The following is a 14980-nucleotide window of genomic DNA, read 5'->3' on the forward strand; positions in this document are numbered from 1 at the left end:
TCCCATGGCACCGGACACCCAGGCCCCCATCCCACCGCAGGTCGTCCCGTCGCGGGAGGCGGCGCCGCGCGGCCGCTTCATGGGACGCATCGGCACGCGCGCGGCCGGCATCGTGCTGCTGATCTTCGCGGTGCTGGTCTATCTCGCGGGCAGTTCGCTGTGGCTGCTGTCGCGCCAGGGCGAGATCATCGAGCGCATGGGCGTGCGCGACCGCGTGGCGACCGAGGCGGTGGACGATTTCTCCAACGACGTCGCCGAATACGCCCAGGCCTTCGCCGCCGTCATGGCCGGTGCCCTGCCACCCGGCGTCACCGCGGGCCGCATGGTCCGCAACGCGGAGGGCATCTCGGAATCCTTCGCCCTGCTGGATGAGCTGGTGGGCCACCGGCTGGACAGCGTGGTGATCGAGGCCGCGCGCGACATGGCCGCCCGCCTGCCGGACCTGTCGGAGCGCGTGCGCGCCGCCTTCGCCGCCCGCGCGCGCGACCAGTACGGGCCGCTGCAGGAGGAATGGCTCGACATCGTGGTGGCCTTCAATGCCGTCTCGGCCCGGGCGCGCGAGATCAGCAAGGCCGATGCCGATGCCTCGCTGGCCACCGCGCGCGGAATCCAGGATTCCGGCCGCCGCGCCATCCTGATCGCGACCGGGGTGGGCGTGCTGGGCGTGCTTCTGGTCTGGGTGGTGCTGGTGCGGCTGACGGCCCAGCCGCTGGAACGCCTGGCCCGCGCCATGCAGGCGCTCGCCCGTGGCGATGCCGGCGTGCGCGTGCCCGAGGCGGCCCGTCCCGACCAGGTGGGCGAGATGGCCCGCGCCGTGGAGGTGTTCAAGCAGAACCTCGCCAACACCCAGCGCCTGATGGACCAGGCGCTGGAAGGCGCCCGCCGCACCGCCGTCGTCACGACGCAAGCCAGCCAGGCCATCGGCCAAGTGAGCGAGGGCGCCATGACCCAGCTGGCCGAACTGCGGCAGGTCTCCGACGCCCTGTCCCAGACCGCGGACGCCATCGCCGAGGTGGGCCGCGGCACCCAGCAGGCCCGCGACACGGCGGCCGAGGCCCGCGCCCTGTTGGCGGAAAACCTGAAGAAGGTCCGCCAACTCATTGAAACCGTGGACGCGGTGGGCGAGGACACGGAGCGCGTGACGCGCATCGCGGGCGTCATCGCCAAGATCGCGACCCAGACCAACATCCTCGCCATCAACGCCGCCATCGAGGCCGCCCGCGCGGGCGAGCACGGGCGGGGCCTCGCCGTCGTGGCCGAGGAGGTCCGCGCGCTGGCCGCCAATTCCGAGGCGCTCGCGCAGGAGATCGCGGATGTGGTCCTGCTCGCCGGCCGCCGCGCGCGCGAGGGCGCGGGCACGGCGGCCGCCGTGGGCGAGGCGATGGACGGGCTGGAGACGCTCTCCAGCGAGAGCGCCCGCCTCGCCGCCGGCATCGCCGTCGCCATGGAGGAGCAGCAGGCCACCATGGCCTCGCTCGACACCCGCGTGGCGACGCTCACGCGCATCGGCCAGTCCAACGCGACGGCCGCGGAGGAAATCACCGTGACCATGATCGATCTGTCCCGCCTCGCCAGCGAGTCCCGCGCCGCGGTGGAGAGCATGGCGGCCCGCCCGGCATGAGCGCCTCCATCCTGGTCGTGGACGACAGCAGCTTCAACCGGCTGCTGTTGAAGCGCCGCCTTGGGGAACTGGGCTATCCCGAGCCGGAGATGGTCACGAACGGCCGCGAGGCGCTGGCGGCCATCGCGGCCCGCCGCTTCGACGTGATGCTGCTGGATCTCGAGATGCCCGAACTCGACGGCATCGGCGTGCTGGAGGCGCTGCACGGCCAGCCCCATGCGCCGCCCGTGATCGTCATCTCCGCGCAGACCGAGATGTCGGGCGTGATCCGCTGCATCGAGCTGGGCGCGGAGGACTACCTCCCGAAATCCTTCGACCCGCCCCTGCTGCGCGCGCGCCTCGCCGCCGTGCTGGAGAAGAAGCGCCTGCGGGACCTGGCCGATGAGCGGCTGGCGGCGCTGGAGGCGGAACTCGAATCCGCCCGCCGCGCGCAGCTCTCCCTGGTGCCGCGCGATTTCGCGGGCCTCTCGCGCGGTGCCATCACGGTCGCCGCGCATATGGAGCCGGCGCGCGAGGTGGGGGGCGACCTCTATGACATCCTGCCGCTCGGCGCGCATCACCTGATGTTCGTGGTGGCGGATGTGGCGGGGAAGGGGGCCTCGGCCGGCATGACGATGGCGCGGGCGTTTGGCCTGCTGCGCGCGGCGGCCCGGCTGGCGGATGCCGCGGGCACGCTGCCCGACCCCGGCGCGCTGCTGGCCACCGCCAATGAGGACCTCGCCGCCGACAATGAGGACATGACCTTCATCACCGCGGCCCTCGGCATCGTGGACACGCGCGATGGCACGGGCCGCATCGCGGTGGCGGGGCATGAGGCGCCGCTGCTGCTGGGCCCGGCCGGGGTGGAGACGCTCGGCGGCTATCGCATCCAGCCCGCGCTCGGCATCATCGAGGGGCTGGCCTATGCCAGCGCCCCCTTCGCCCTGGCCCCCGGCCAGGGGCTGCTGCTGCTGAGCGATGGCGTGACCGAGGCGCAGGACCATGCCGGCGCCCTCTTCGGCAAGGAGCGTGTGGTGGAGGCGCTGACCGGCCAGGTGGAACCGGCCCCCGCCATCGCCACCCTGCTGGCGGCCGTGGCGGGCTTCGTGGACGGCGCGCCGGCCGCCGATGACGTGACCGTGCTGGCGCTGCGCCGCGCCGCAACCTGACGCCGCCCGATGCGCTGTTTCCCCAGACACTGCAATGAGGGAAACGCGTGCAGATCCAGGTGAACACGGACGACAACATCTCCGGCCGCGAAACGCTGGTGGCCCGGGTGCAGGAAGATGTGGAGCAGGGCCTGGCCCGCTTCGCCCAGCAGGTGACGCGCATCGAGGTGCATCTGAGCGACGAGAACGCCGCCAAGCCCGGCGACAATGACAAGCGCTGCCTGATGGAGGCGCGGCCCTCCGGCCAGAAGCCCGTGGCCGTGACGCATATGGCGGCCACGCTGCCCGAGGCCTGGGCTGGCGCCATCAAGAAGCTGCGCGCGCTGCTGGACACGCAGCTGGGCAAGCTGAACGAGAAAAAGGGCGCGGAATCCATCCGGGACAATGAGTTGAGGTAGAAAATTAAGGCGCCGCGTCCGATCGTCGTCGGCGCCAGCCGACGGCGTGAATCGGCCGCGCGGAAAGCGTCCGATCGTCGCCGGCGCCAGCCGGCGGCGTGAATCGGCCGCGCAAAAAGCTACAACCCGTCCGGCTCCAGCAGCAGCACCGCCTCGCCATTGCCCAGCACGCCCACGCCGCCCACCCCCGGTGTGGCGGCGAGGTCGGGGTGCAGCGGCTTCAGCAGCAGATCCGTCCGCCGCCCCAGCCGCGCCACGGCCAGCGAAAGCTTCCCTGCCGGCCGCCGCAGCACCACCACCGCGCCGGGCCGCGCGGGCGGCAGACGCAGCACGGTCTCCAGCGCCAGGGGCGCGGCATCGGCCGGGCATTCCTCCGGGCGCAGCACCGCCTCCACCCGCCCCGCCGGCAGCGCATAGGCATGCCCGCCCGCCTCCACCAGCAGCACGGGCTGGATGGCGGCATTGAGCGGCACGTCCAGGGTGAAGCGCGTGCCCTGGCCGCGCACGCTCTCCACCCGCACCACGCCGCCCGCGCGCCGCGCCGCCTCCTGCACCACATCGAGGCCCACGCCGCGGCCGGAGGTCTCGCTCACCGCCTCACGCGTCGAGAAGCCGGGCAGGAAGAGCAGCGCATGGATGTCGGCCGGCGCCAGCCGAGCGGCGGCGTCCGGCGAGACCAGCCCCCGATCCACCGCGCGCGCCAGGACCAGCGCCTCGTCAATGCCGCGCCCGTCATCGGAAAGGCTCACGCGCAGCCTTCCGGGCAGGCGTTCCGCGCTCAGAACCAGCTGCGCGGTGGCGGGCTTGCCCGCGGCCATGCGCTCGGCGGGCGGCTCGACCCCATGGTCGGCGGCGTTGCGGATCAGGTGCAGCAGCGGGTCCGCCAGCGCATCGGCCAAGGCGCGGTCGAGCTGCACATCCTCGCCCTCCACCACCAGGGCGGCCTGCTTGCCCCCGGCCTCGGCGGCGGCGCGCAAGGCGCGGGGCAGGCGGGCGGCCAGGGTGGCGAAGGGCACGACGCGCAAGGCCAGCACCGCCTCATCCAGTTGGCCAAGCGTCAGGGAGACGCGGCTGGCCGCGCGTTCGGCGGCCCCCGTCGCGGCGCGCAGCCGCTCCAGCGGCCCCGCGATGCGCGCGGCGAAGGCCGGCGGCAGGCGGCCCTGCAAGGCGCCCAGCTCCGCCAGCGCCGAGCGCGCCTCGGGCGCCGCCAACGCCTCGGTCAGCGCGAGCGAGGCCGCGCGCAGCTCCGTCTCCAGCGCGATGACGGCATCAATCCGGTCCTGCCGCACCCGCATGGTGGGGGCGGGGGGCGGGGCGTCGGCGGGGGCGAGATGCGCCAGCGCCACGCCCTCGGGGTCGGTCTCGGCGCGGAGTGCCGCGATCTCGCCGGGGGGCAGGGCGCTGGCGAGGAAGATGTCCATGGCCTCGGGCGGGCCGGCGCTGGCCAGCACCTCGCCGGCGCGGGCCAGGAAGGGGGCGGCCATGGCCTCGGCGGCGGCGAGCGGCCCGAGCCGCAGCCGCCAGATGCGCTGCCCCGATGCCATGGCGGCGGCGGCACGCGCATGGGAAGAGGGCGGCAGCACGGCGGCGAGGCCCGGCGTCAGCGGCGGCGGGGGCGGCGCCAGCGCGCCCTCCAGCGGCCGCCCGGCGGTGAGCGCGGCTTCCAGCCCGGCGGGCCGGGGCAGGCCGCGCAGGGCGAGGTCCTGCACCTGCCGACCAAGCGTCTCGGCCCCTTCCATGCCATGGGCGAGGGCGGCATCGGCGTAGTCGCGCGCGGCTTCGGCCAAGGCGGCGTCGGAGGCGGCGCGCAGCGGGTCCGGGTCGGGCGGGTCGGGCCAGGCGATGCTGGCACCGGCGGGCAGGCCGGTATTCGCCTCCAGCAGAAGCAGCGCCGCGCGCAGCCGGCCGAAACCGGCGGCGGAACCGGGGGCGGCGCGCAGCAGCATGGCGAGCCGCGGCAGCCCCGCGCCCTCGGCGGCCTCGGCCAGGCCGGGCAGGGCCTCGCCCCGCGCCAGGGCCGGCACCTCCTCGGCGAGCCGCGCGGCGAGGCTGAGGCGGAGCGGCGAAGCGCCCGTGACCGGGCCGGCGGAGGCGGCGGCGGGCGCGGCCTCGGGGCGTCCTTCCGCCAAAGCCGACAGCCGCGTCAGCAAATCGGGCGGCGGCGGCGCATCGGCCTGGCGTTCCAGCAGCGCCGTCCGCTGCGCCCGCAGCGCGTCCACCGCCGCCAGCAGCGCGTCACGCGCCGGCGCGTCCAGCGCCATGCGGCCGGCCCGGACCAGGCCCAGCACATCCTCGGCGCGATGGGCCAGCGCGCCCATGCCCTGCGCGCCAAGGGCCGCCGACATGCCCTTCAGGCTGTGCATGGCGCGGAACAGCACATCCACCGGCGCGCTGCCGTCCAGCCCCTGTTCGAGCGTGTCCAGATGCTCCGCCGTCTCGGCCGCGAATTCCTGCCAGAGCGGGTCGTCGGCTTCCATCAGCGCTCCAATGCGGCGCGGGCGGCGCGCAGGATGGCCTCGCCCGACCGCGCGGCGAGGTCGGGCGAGAGCGCGCCCGAGGGCTTGGCCACCGCCGCCCGCGCCCCGCGCCGCAGCGCCTCCAGCGCCGCCGGGCTGCCCGGGTGCGCGGCGGAGGAGACCACCACCACCTCGCCCGGCCCCGTCAGCGCCCATTCGGCCAGGAAGCCCATGCCGTCCAGCACGGGCATCTCGAGGTCGAGCAAGGTGAGGTCCGGCCGCAGCCGGGCCAGTTCGGCGAGGCCCGCGCTTCCGTCCATCGCCTCGCCCACCACCGTGAAGAAAGGGTCGGTCGCCAGGATTTCGCGCAGCAGGCGGCGGATGGTGGCGCTGTCATCCACGATCAGCACGCGGGCGGTGGTGTCGGCGGCGGGGGCGTCGCCGGAGGCGAGCGCGGCCAGCACGGGGGCGGCCTGGCGCAGGGCCTCCAGCGCCTCCTCGCCCTCCAGCGCGGCCAGGGCATCGCGCAGCGGCGCCATCTCCAGCGCCTCCGCCATGGCGAGAAGCTGCGCCACCTGGCGCCGCGCGGCCGTGAGGTCGGGGGCGGTGGCCAGGGCGGCGCAGCCGGCGGCGAATTCCTCCTGGAAGGCGGCGAGAAGCTCGGGGTCGGTCATGCGGGCCACCAGCCGCGCAGCAGCGCGCCGAGATCGGCGGGCGGCAGCGCCTCCGCCCCCGTCACACGGGCGGCGGTGGCGCGCGGCATGCCCGGCACCACGGCGCTTTCGGCGGATTGGACCAGCACGCGGCCCCCAATCGCGGCCAGCGCCTCGGCCCCCGCCGCGCCATCCTCGCCCATGCCGGTCAGCACCACGGCGGCGGCCGCCAGGCCGGAGGTGGCGGCGGAACGGAACAGCAGGTCGGCCGAGGGATGCACCACGCCACCGCCGGGGGCCAGGCGCAGCCGCAGCCCGTCGCCCGCGCGCAGCACCACGCCATCCTCCGGCAGCAGCAGCGCCTCGCCGCCGCGCAGCGCCTCCTCCGGCCCCGCCGCGCGCACCGTCCAGCCCGCGCGGCGCGTGAGTTGCGCGGCCAGTTCCGGCGCCAGGCCGCGCGGCATGTGCTGGGCGATCACCATGGGCACGGGCAGCGGGCCCGAGGCGGCCAGCAGCGCGGCCAGCGCCTCCGGCCCGCCGGTCGAGGCCGCGACCAGCACGAGTGGCGGCGGCGCCCCCAGCGCTTCCCGCCCCGGCATGGCCCCCGGGCGCGAAACCTGCGCCCGCGCCCGCGCCCAATGCCGCAGCCGGTCGCGCAGGGCGCGGTCGAGATGACCCAGGTCGAGCCCGCCCAGCCCCGTCTCCTTGCTGATGTAGTCCGCCGCGCCCGCGGCCAGCGCCTCCAGCGCGGCCGGGCTGGCGTCCTGGGTGTGCTGGCTGACCATGACGACGGCGGGCGGGGCGTCGAGCGCCATGATGCGCCGCGTGGCCTCGATGCCCGACAGCACGGGCATTTCCACATCCATCGCCACGAGTTCGGGCCGCAGGCGGCGCACGGCCTCGACGCCGGCCGCGCCATCCGCGGCCTCGCCCACCACGCTGAGGTCGCCATCGGCCTCGATGATGCGGCGCAGCGCCATGCGCATGAAGGCGCTGTCATCCACCACGACCACGCGGAGGGGGGCGCCGCTCATGCCGCCAGCGCCGTGGGGGAGAGCAGCATCAAATTCTCCCCCTGGACCCGGGCGAGGCCCGTGACGAGGCCTTCGCCGGCCCCCAGCGGCGTGATGTCGGCGGCCGGGACGCGCCGCACCCCCTCGATGGCCGAGACGGCCACCAGGCATTCGCGGCTGAGCGCCAGCCGGATCATGGGGGCCGCGGAACCGTTTGCGGCGGGGGCGGCGCCCAGGCGCAGCCCGGCGTCGCGCACCGGCAGCAATTCGCCCCGGTGCGGCGCCACCACACCGCCACCACCGGGCAGGGATTGCGCGCGGACGGGGGCGAGCACGGCGCGCACCGCCTCGGCCGGCAGGGCGGCGCGCAGCCCGCCCGCCCGGAACAGCACCAGATGGCGTTCGGGGATGGTGCGGCTGGTGGCCTCTTCCAATGCGGGAGGGGCCAGCGCCAGCGCCGCCCGCGCCTCGGGGCCGTCCAGCCATTCCTCGAAGCGCCGCAGCGCGGGCACGGCCGGCCCGGCCGCGATGCGCGCAGCGGGCAAGCCGAGCCGCCGCCCCTGCCAGCGCAGCGCCAGCAGCCAGGCGGGGGCCTCCTCCACGCCGCCGCCGCCGGCGAGGGCGAGGCTGTCCAGCACAAGGACGGGCGCGCCGCCGGCCAGCGCCAGCCCGCGCACGCAAGGGGGCGCGCCGGGCAGGGGCAGCAGCTCGGGCATGGGGTGGATGTGCTCGGCGAGCGCGGAGGGCAGGGCCAGCGCCACGCCCCCGAGGCTCAGATGCAGCGCCTCCAGCCCCGTGCCTCGGCGGCGCGCGGCGGGGGGCGGCGCGGCTTCGGGCAGGGGCGCGGCCTGGGCCTGCGGCGCGCGTGGCGGGGCGGCGACGGGCTCGGCCGTGCCGCCGCCCAGCGCGCACCAGCCGCCGCCGGGCAAGGGCAGCAGGGGGGCGGGCTCAGCCATGGAGAAGGTTCTCGCCCAGATGCGCCATTCCGGGTGGGTGGCGGTCGGTGGGGCCGAGGCCCAGCACGCCGCCGGGCGCCAGCGCGGCCGCGAGCCGCGCCAGCAGCGCCTCCCGCGCCGCCTCCGTCAGGTAGATCAGCACGTTGCGGCAAAAGATGACGTCGAATTCGCCGGCGGCGCCAAGTCCCGCATGCAGGTTGGCGCGGCGGAAACGCGCCCGCGCGCGCAGGGCGGGCGAGGGGTGGCCCCCCGCGAAATCCGGCAGCAAGGCAGGGGGCACCAGGGCCAGCGGGTCACCCAGGCCGGGTTCCAGCCGGCCCGATTGCGCGCGGGCCAAAGCGGGGCGGCAGAGGTCCACCCCCAGCACCTCCACCGGCCATTCGGGCGCCGCGGCGCGCGCCAGGGCGGCGAGGGTGAAGGCCTCCTCGCCCGAGGCGCAGCCGGCCGAGAGCAGGCGCAGCGCCCGCCCCTCGGCCCGCGCGCGCGCCGCGAGTTCCGGCAGCAGGGCGCCCAGTGCGGCGCATTGCGCAGGGATGCGGAACAGCCGCGTCTCCTGCACCGTCACCGCATCGAGCAGCGCGGCCCAGGCCGGGTGGTCATGGTCTTCGGGGGCCTCGGCGCAGGCGGGCAGCAGCGCCGAGGCGGCCGCGAGCCGCCCCGCCAGCACGGGCGAGGGCGCCAGCCCCGCGATGCGCCCGAGCGCGCCCATCACGCCCTCCGCCAGGTCGCCATCGGCCAGGCGGGCGGGCGCGGACATGGGCGGTCAGCCCGCGGCGGCGTCGGCCCGCGTGTCGTAGGCGGGGATGATCTTGTCGAAGCCGCTGATCTCGAAGACCTCGCGCACGGCGGGCTGGAGCCCCGCCACCGCGAAGCCATGCCCCGCCGCCTTGGCCTGCTTCGCCGCCTTGAGCAGCACGCGCAGCCCGGCCGAGGAGACGTAGCGCACCGCCGAGAGATCCGCGATCACGGCACCCTGGCCCAGCATCGCCAGCAGCTTCGCCTCGGCCGCCGCCGCCGTCGCGGTGTCGAGGCGGCCGTCGAGCACGGCCACCGCCTTTCCGCCTTCGCTGGTCTCGGTGATCTCCATGCGTGGTCGCTCCGTTGTGGGGGCCGTCCGCGAGGGCGGAGGCCCATTGTCAGGCGCAGGTTAATCCAAGATGCGCGCGGCGCGAAATCCGGCCCGCGCGGGCAATTTCAGCTTTCGCGCGGCAGCAGGCAGGTCAGCCGGTTCACGCCGCCCGCGCGTTCCCAGGCGGCGCCCCGCGTCATCTTCCGCAGCAGATGCAGGCCGAGCCCGCCCACCTCGCGCGACTCCACACCCTCCTGGGTGTGGGCGGCGGGCGCGGCCAGCGGGTCGAATTCCGGCCCGTCATCCTCGAAGGTGATGGCCACACCCGCCTCGGTGACCTCGGCGGTGAAGGCGAAGAAGCCCGCGCCCGTGCCATGCATGACGACATTGGCCGCCAGCTCCTCCGCCACCAGAGCAAGCCGCATGGCCAGCGCGGTGGGGATTTCGGCCTGCTCCGCGAAGGCCTCCACCTCGTCGAGCAGCCGCGCCACCTCCTCCGTGCCGGGGGGCAGGCGCAGCGTCATGCGGGGCTGGTCCATGCGGGGCGGGCCTTGAGTCGTTGGGCGGTGAGACTAGCCCGTGCCGCCGCGAGGGGGAAACCTCGGCTTGACGCGGCGCGCCGTGGCGCCGACGCTCCCCCTCAACCAAGGATGACAAGCGGGAGGGGCGCGCCATGAATGACGGCATGCCGGCACGCGCCGGCGCGGCGGAATTCGCCGAATACCTGGAGAATGTCCGCCGCCTGGTGGACGAGGTGCTCATCCCCGCCGAGCCCCGCCTGGAAGGCCAGGAAACCCTGCCTGAGGACCTGACGCAGCGCCTGCGTGACATGGGCCTCTTCGGCATCTCCATCCCCACACGCCATGGCGGGCTGGGCCTCAGCATGGAGCAGCAGGTGCGCGTCATGCTGGAGGTGACGCGGGCGAGCTCGGTGTTCCGGGCGCGCTTTTCGACCACGATCGGCCTCGGCTCCCAGCCCATCCTCTACAATGGCAGCGAGGCGCAGCGCGCCGAATGGCTGCCCCGCATGGCGAGCGGCGAAGTCACCGCCGCCTTCTGCCTGACCGAGCCCGAGGCCGGCAGCGACGCCGGCGGCGTGCGGACCACCGCGCGCCGTGACGGCGGCGACTACGTGCTGGACGGGGTGAAGCGCTACATCACCAATGCCCGCCAGGCGGATGTCTTCATCGTGATGGCGCGCACGGATCTGGAGACGCGCGATGCCTCCGGCATCTCGGCCTTCATCGTGCCCGCGGGCACGCCGGGCCTGAGCTGCGGCCCCGCCGACCGCAAGATGGGCCAGGATGGCAGCGCGACCTCGGAGGTCTTCTTCGATGGCGTGCGCGTGCCGGCGGAGAACCTCATCGGCGGGCGCGAGGGCGGCGGCTTCAAGACCGCCATGCGCGGCATCAACCACGCGCGCCTGCATGTCGCCGTCACCTGCGCGGGCCAGGCCGAGCGGCTGATCCAGGAGACGCTGTTCCACGCCCGCAACCGCCGGCAATTCGGCCAGGCACTGGCGGAATTCCAGATGGTGCAGGGGCGGCTCGCCGACATGCGCAGCGAAGCGCTGGCCGCCCGCAGCATGATCCTGGAGACGGCCCGCGCCTTCGACGCGGCGGGCGAGGCGCAGGGCCCCATCATCGCCGACATCGCCTGCTGCAAGCTCTTCGCCTCCGAGATGGTGGGCCGCGTCGCCGACCACGCCGTGCAGATCCATGGCGGCGCCGGCTACATGCGCGGCACGGCCGTGGAGCAGTTGTTCCGCGACGTGCGGCTCTTCCGCATCTTCGAGGGCGCCTCCGACATCCAGCGCCTGCTGATCGCCCGCGACATGATCAAGGAGAGGAACGCAAGATGATGCGACGCCGCCACCTGCTCGCCGCGCCGGCTTTGCTGGCCGCGCCCGCGCTTCTGGCTTCGCCCCTGGGCGCGCAATCCTGGCCGCAAGGCCCGGTGCGCATCGTCTCGCCCTTCACGCCGGGCGGGGCGTCGGACCTCTCGGCCCGCTTCGTCGCCCAGGCGCTCGGCGCCGCCACGGGCGGCACCTTCCTGGTGGAGAACCGCACCGGCGCGGGCGGCAATCTCGGCATGGACCATGTGGCGCGGGGGCCGGCCGATGGCTCGGTCTTCGTGGTGGCCGCCGCCGCCGCGGCCATCAACCAGACCTATTACCGCCAGATGCCCTTCGACCTGCTGCGGGACCTGGCACCGGTGACCGTGGTGATGATGGTGCCCAATGTGCTCTCGGTGCACCCCGGCTCGCCGGCGCAGGATGCGCGGGGCTTCGTGGAATGGGCGCGCGGGCAGTCAGGCGGCATCACCTATGGCTCGGCCGGCATCGGCACCGTGCCGCATCTGGCCATGGAGATGTTCTGCCGCCGCGCGGGCATCACGGCGACCCATGTGCCCTTCCGGGGTTCCGCGCCCGCGGTGACGGAGCTGGTGGCGGGGCGGCTGCAGGCCGTGTTCGAGAACCTGCCGCCGCAATCGGGACAGCTGCGCGCGGGCAGTATCCGGGGCCTCGGCATTTCCTCGACCGAGCCGCATCCGGACTTCGCCGACATCCGCCCCATCGGCGCCGCGCTGGGCTGGGAGGGCTTCGCGCCCGTCGCCTGGCAATCGCTGATGGCGCCGGCCGCGACACCCGCGCCCATCATCGCGCGCGTGGCCGAGATCATCGCCGTCGCGCTGCGCCAGGAGGAGCATGCGGCGCGGCTGCGCGCGGCCGGCGCCTTGCCCTCCGGCATGCCCCCCGCGGAATTCCGTGACTTCCTGGCGCGCGAGGTCGCGACCTGGGGCGAGGCCGTGCGCGCCGCCAACATCAGGGCCGACGGATGACCCATTCCATTCAGACCCGCGCCTCCCGCTTGCTGGGCGTGCGCTATCCCATCGTGCAGGGGGGCCTGGCGCGTGTCGCCAAGGCCGAGCTTTGCGCGGCCGTCAGCGCGGCGGGGGGGCTGGGGCAGATCTCCACCGTGGGGCTGGCCGATGCGGACGCCCTGCGCGCCGAGATCCGCCGCGCCCGGGCGCTGACCGACAAGCCCTTTGGCGTGAACTTCCCCCTCGGCCGGATGGACTTCACCGCCATGATGGAGGTGGCGCTGGAGGAGGGGGTGGCCGTCATCGCGCTCACCGCCGGCAACCCCGCGCCCTGGATCAAGCGCATTGATGGCCGCGCCAAGGTGCTGGTGCTGATCGCGGGGCCGGAGCTGGCGAAGAAGGCCGAGGGCGCGGGCGCCGACCTCGTCGCCACCGTGGGCTATGAGGGCGGCGGGCATCTCGGCCGGGGCGACGAGACGACCATGGTGATGGTGCCGCGCGTGGTGCGCGCCGTCTCCATTCCCGTGCTGGCCTCGGGCGGCATCGCGGATGGGGCGGGGCTGCTGGCGGCGCTGGCGTTGGGGGCCGAGGGCGTGGAAATGGGCACCCGCTTCGTGGCCAGCGCCGAGGCGCACGCGCATGCCAACTACAAGCAGGCGTTGGTGGCGGCGGAACCCATGGGCACCACCGTCATCAAGCGGTCCTTGGGGATGCCGGGGCGGGCTTTGCGCTCGGCCCACACCGAGGCCATCCTGGCCGCCGAGGCGGCGGGCCAGGACATTGTGCCCATGATCGCGGGCCCCCTGAACGCGCGCGGCGTGGAGGATGGCGAGCTGGACCAGAGCTACCTCTGGGCCGGTCAATGCGTGGGGCTGATCGAGGGCGTGGAGCCCGCCGGCGCCATCGTGGAACGCATGGCGCGCGAGGCCGCGGAGGGCCTCGCGCGGATGTCCAAGGCGTTTCACCCCACCGGGTGAAGCGCCGGCTTGCCGGCCAGCACGGCGGCCAGATTGTCCAGCGCGCGATGGCCCATGGCGTCGCGCACCTCGATGGTGGCGCTGCCCAGATGCGGCAGCAGCACCACATTCTCCAGGCCGAAATAGCCCTCGAAGACCACCGGCTCGCCATCATAGACATCGAGGCCCGCGGCGCGGATGTGGCCGGATTTGAGTGCGGCCACCAGCGCCGCGTCATCCACGCTGCCGCCACGGCCCGAATTCACGACGAGGCTGCCGGGCTTCATCTGCGCCAGCCGCTCCGCGTTCAGCCATTTGCGCGTGGCGTCGCCGCCCGGGACGTGCATGGAGATCACGTCAATCGTCGAGAGGAAGCCCGCGTCACTGTCGTGGAAGATGGCGCCCTGCTCGGCATCGGCCGGCAGGCGCTGCACGTCGCGGTAATGGATTTCCATGCGCAGGCCGCGCGCCATGGACGCGAGTTCCCGCCCGATGCGGCCCATGCCGAGGATGCCGAGCTTCTTGCCCTCCAGCGTGACACCCATCAGCTGCGTCGGCGCCCAGCCCTCCCATTTGCGGGCGCGGACCATGCGCTCGCCCTCGCCGGCGCGGCGGGCGGCCATGAGCATGAGAGTCAGCGCGGTTTCCGCCGTGGCGAAGGACAGCACCTCGGGCGTGTTCGTCACCGTGATGCCGCGCGCCTTCGCGGCGGGGACATTGATATGGTCATAGCCCACGCTGAAGGTGGCGATGGCCTTCACGCTCTCGGGCAGGGCCGCGATGGTCTCGGCATTCATCGGGTCACCGGCCGCGCAGAGGATGCCGGCCGCATTGGCCTCGGTGGCGCGGCGCGCGATCTCGGCGCCGTCGCGGAACCAGGGTTCGTCCTGCGGGTTCAGCCGCGCATCGAACTCGGCGGCCGCACGGGCCTCGATGGCCTGGGGCAGCTTGCGGGTCAGCAGCAGGACGGGCTTGGTCATGGTGAATTCCTGGTCAGTTCCGGTCTTGCCCCGCACCATACCCGCTGGCCCCCGCCTTGCCAGAGGGGGCGCCTTTGGGCAGGGTCCGCCACAGGTTCACCACAGGGGTTTTTCGCATGGATTTCGGGCTGGCAGGGCGTCGCGCGCTGGTGATGGGGGCCTCGAAGGGGCTGGGGCGGAGCATCGCGGAAGCGCTGGCGGCCGAGGGCGCCTCCCTCGTCATCACGGGGCGCGACCAGTCGAGCCTGGACGCCGCCTGCGCCGAACTCCGCGCCAAGGGGGCCAGCTTCGCCCAGGGCATCGTGGCCGATGTGGCGGACCCGGCGCAGATGGACGCGCTGGCCCAGGGGGCCACGGCCGCGATGGGCGGCGTGGACATCCTGGTGCAGAACCATGGCGGCCCGCCGCCCGGCCCCGCCTTGGAAGTCAGCGAGGAACTGCTCTCCACCTGGTTCCAGCGCATCGTGCTTTCGCCGGTTCGCCTCACCAACGCGCTGCTGCCCGGCATGCGTGAGCGGAAATGGGGCCGCATCATCAATGTGGGCAGCACGGGCATGTTGCAGCCCCTGCCCAACATGGTGCTGAGCAACACGCTGCGCGCCTCGATCATGGGCTGGATGAAGACGCTCTCGGCCGAGGTGGCGCATGAGGGCATCACCTGCAACATCGTGGCCCCCGGCGCCATCCGCACCGACCGCAGCCTGGAAACCGCCGGCAGCCTGGCCGCGCGCCAGGGCAAGTCGGTGGAGGACGTGATCGCGGAGCGTTCCAAGACCATCCCCGCCGGGCGCTACGGCCTGCCCGACGAATACGGCCCGCTGGTCGCCTTCCTGTGCAGCAACCAGGCCGCCTACATGACGGGCTGCGTGCTGCGCGTGGATGGCGGGATGGTGCGCGGGTGGTGAGC

15 protein-coding genes are annotated in these 14980 nt (G+C 74.4%); 7 read left to right on the forward strand and 8 right to left on the reverse strand.

Features of this window, described 5'->3' with window-relative positions; genetic code table 11:
- The first annotated feature begins 4 nt into the window (after window positions 1-4).
- Genes ICW72_RS01690 through ICW72_RS01700 form a run of 3 tightly spaced genes read left to right on the forward strand, consistent with a single transcriptional unit; the run spans window position 5 to window position 3167 of the window.
- Window positions 5-1621 (forward strand): methyl-accepting chemotaxis protein, encoded by a 1617-nt coding sequence (locus tag ICW72_RS01690; RefSeq protein WP_191084649.1) that lies wholly within the window; start codon window positions 5-7, stop codon window positions 1619-1621.
- The gene (locus ICW72_RS01695) at window positions 1618-2769 is read left to right on the forward strand and encodes a PP2C family protein-serine/threonine phosphatase (protein ID WP_191084650.1); all 1152 of its coding nucleotides are present in this window, start codon (window positions 1618-1620) and stop codon (window positions 2767-2769) included. The genes ICW72_RS01690 and ICW72_RS01695 overlap by 4 nt, the downstream gene beginning before the upstream one ends.
- Window positions 2770-2816: 47 nt before the next feature.
- Complete coding sequence (locus tag ICW72_RS01700; protein WP_191084651.1) at window positions 2817-3167, forward strand: HPF/RaiA family ribosome-associated protein; 351 nt, start codon at window positions 2817-2819, stop codon at window positions 3165-3167.
- A gap of 119 nt (window positions 3168-3286) precedes the next feature.
- Here the strand turns inward: ICW72_RS01700 and ICW72_RS01705 are convergent, their stop codons facing one another.
- From ICW72_RS01705 to ICW72_RS01735, 7 genes are all read right to left on the reverse strand, one after another.
- Complete coding sequence (locus ICW72_RS01705) at window positions 3287-5644, reverse strand: chemotaxis protein CheA (RefSeq protein ID WP_191084652.1); 2358 nt, start codon at window positions 5642-5644, stop codon at window positions 3287-3289.
- A complete protein-coding gene (locus ICW72_RS01710) occupies window positions 5644-6297 on the reverse strand; it encodes a response regulator (protein ID WP_191084653.1) in 654 nt (217 codons plus the stop codon). Before ICW72_RS01710 ends, ICW72_RS01705 begins: the two co-directional genes overlap by 1 nt.
- Complete coding sequence (locus tag ICW72_RS01715) at window positions 6294-7310, reverse strand: chemotaxis protein CheB (protein ID WP_191084654.1); 1017 nt, start codon at window positions 7308-7310, stop codon at window positions 6294-6296. Before ICW72_RS01715 ends, ICW72_RS01710 begins: the two co-directional genes overlap by 4 nt.
- Window positions 7307-8245 (reverse strand): chemotaxis protein CheW, encoded by a 939-nt coding sequence (locus ICW72_RS01720; RefSeq protein WP_191084655.1) that lies wholly within the window; start codon window positions 8243-8245, stop codon window positions 7307-7309. Before ICW72_RS01720 ends, ICW72_RS01715 begins: the two co-directional genes overlap by 4 nt.
- Window positions 8238-9002: a CheR family methyltransferase gene (locus ICW72_RS01725; protein WP_191084656.1), complete on the reverse strand. Its 765-nt coding sequence runs from the start codon at window positions 9000-9002 to the stop codon at window positions 8238-8240. The genes ICW72_RS01720 and ICW72_RS01725 overlap by 8 nt, the downstream gene beginning before the upstream one ends.
- Window positions 9003-9008: 6 nt before the next feature.
- Window positions 9009-9332 (reverse strand): STAS domain-containing protein, encoded by a 324-nt coding sequence (locus ICW72_RS01730; protein WP_191084657.1) that lies wholly within the window; start codon window positions 9330-9332, stop codon window positions 9009-9011.
- Between the two features lie 107 nt (window positions 9333-9439).
- The gene (locus ICW72_RS01735; protein WP_191084658.1) at window positions 9440-9853 is read right to left on the reverse strand and encodes an ATP-binding protein; all 414 of its coding nucleotides are present in this window, start codon (window positions 9851-9853) and stop codon (window positions 9440-9442) included.
- 146 nt (window positions 9854-9999) lie between these two features.
- Between ICW72_RS01735 and ICW72_RS01740 the strand changes: the two genes are divergently transcribed.
- Genes ICW72_RS01740 through ICW72_RS01750 form a run of 3 tightly spaced genes read left to right on the forward strand, consistent with a single transcriptional unit; the run spans window position 10000 to window position 13114 of the window.
- On the forward strand, window positions 10000-11175 hold the full coding sequence (locus ICW72_RS01740; RefSeq protein WP_191084659.1) for an acyl-CoA dehydrogenase family protein: 1176 nt from the start codon (window positions 10000-10002) through the stop codon (window positions 11173-11175).
- Entirely contained in the window at window positions 11172-12155 is a 984-nt protein-coding gene (locus ICW72_RS01745; protein ID WP_191084660.1) for a Bug family tripartite tricarboxylate transporter substrate binding protein, read from the forward strand. The genes ICW72_RS01740 and ICW72_RS01745 overlap by 4 nt, the downstream gene beginning before the upstream one ends.
- Window positions 12152-13114, forward strand: coding sequence for an NAD(P)H-dependent flavin oxidoreductase (locus ICW72_RS01750; RefSeq protein ID WP_191084661.1), 963 nt, complete (start codon window positions 12152-12154; stop codon window positions 13112-13114). The genes ICW72_RS01745 and ICW72_RS01750 overlap by 4 nt, the downstream gene beginning before the upstream one ends.
- Here ICW72_RS01750 and ICW72_RS01755 read toward each other — a convergent pair.
- Window positions 13099-14073 carry a 2-hydroxyacid dehydrogenase gene (locus tag ICW72_RS01755; protein WP_191084662.1) on the reverse strand — a complete coding sequence of 325 codons (975 nt, stop codon included), beginning with the start codon at window positions 14071-14073 and terminating at the stop codon, window positions 13099-13101. The two genes, ICW72_RS01750 and ICW72_RS01755, sit on opposite strands and share 16 nt — an antisense overlap.
- 116 nt (window positions 14074-14189) lie before the next feature.
- Here ICW72_RS01755 and ICW72_RS01760 point away from each other — a divergent pair, with 116 nt between their 5' ends.
- A complete protein-coding gene (locus ICW72_RS01760; RefSeq protein ID WP_191084663.1) occupies window positions 14190-14978 on the forward strand; it encodes an SDR family oxidoreductase in 789 nt (262 codons plus the stop codon).
- Window positions 14979-14980: the final 2 nt, after the last annotated feature.

It is taken from the genome of Roseococcus microcysteis (assembly GCF_014764365.1).
Taxonomy (GTDB): domain Bacteria; phylum Pseudomonadota; class Alphaproteobacteria; order Acetobacterales; family Acetobacteraceae; genus Roseococcus; species Roseococcus microcysteis.

Coding starts and splice junctions, on each gene's coding strand:
- ICW72_RS01690 (WP_191084649.1), top strand. CDS start 5: ATGGCACCGGACACCCAGGCCCCCATCCCACCGCAGGTCGTCCCGTCG.
- ICW72_RS01695 (WP_191084650.1), top strand. CDS start 1,618: ATGAGCGCCTCCATCCTGGTCGTGGACGACAGCAGCTTCAACCGGCTG.
- ICW72_RS01705 (WP_191084652.1), bottom strand. CDS start 5,644: ATGGAAGCCGACGACCCGCTCTGGCAGGAATTCGCGGCCGAGACGGCG.
- ICW72_RS01710 (WP_191084653.1), bottom strand. CDS start 6,297: ATGACCGACCCCGAGCTTCTCGCCGCCTTCCAGGAGGAATTCGCCGCC.
- ICW72_RS01715 (WP_191084654.1), bottom strand. CDS start 7,310: ATGAGCGGCGCCCCCCTCCGCGTGGTCGTGGTGGATGACAGCGCCTTC.
- ICW72_RS01720 (WP_191084655.1), bottom strand. CDS start 8,245: ATGGCTGAGCCCGCCCCCCTGCTGCCCTTGCCCGGCGGCGGCTGGTGC.
- ICW72_RS01725 (WP_191084656.1), bottom strand. CDS start 9,002: ATGTCCGCGCCCGCCCGCCTGGCCGATGGCGACCTGGCGGAGGGCGTG.
- ICW72_RS01730 (WP_191084657.1), bottom strand. CDS start 9,332: ATGGAGATCACCGAGACCAGCGAAGGCGGAAAGGCGGTGGCCGTGCTC.
- ICW72_RS01735 (WP_191084658.1), bottom strand. CDS start 9,853: ATGGACCAGCCCCGCATGACGCTGCGCCTGCCCCCCGGCACGGAGGAG.
- ICW72_RS01740 (WP_191084659.1), top strand. CDS start 10,000: ATGCCGGCACGCGCCGGCGCGGCGGAATTCGCCGAATACCTGGAGAAT.
- ICW72_RS01745 (WP_191084660.1), top strand. CDS start 11,172: ATGATGCGACGCCGCCACCTGCTCGCCGCGCCGGCTTTGCTGGCCGCG.
- ICW72_RS01750 (WP_191084661.1), top strand. CDS start 12,152: ATGACCCATTCCATTCAGACCCGCGCCTCCCGCTTGCTGGGCGTGCGC.
- ICW72_RS01755 (WP_191084662.1), bottom strand. CDS start 14,073: ATGACCAAGCCCGTCCTGCTGCTGACCCGCAAGCTGCCCCAGGCCATC.
- ICW72_RS01760 (WP_191084663.1), top strand. CDS start 14,190: ATGGATTTCGGGCTGGCAGGGCGTCGCGCGCTGGTGATGGGGGCCTCG.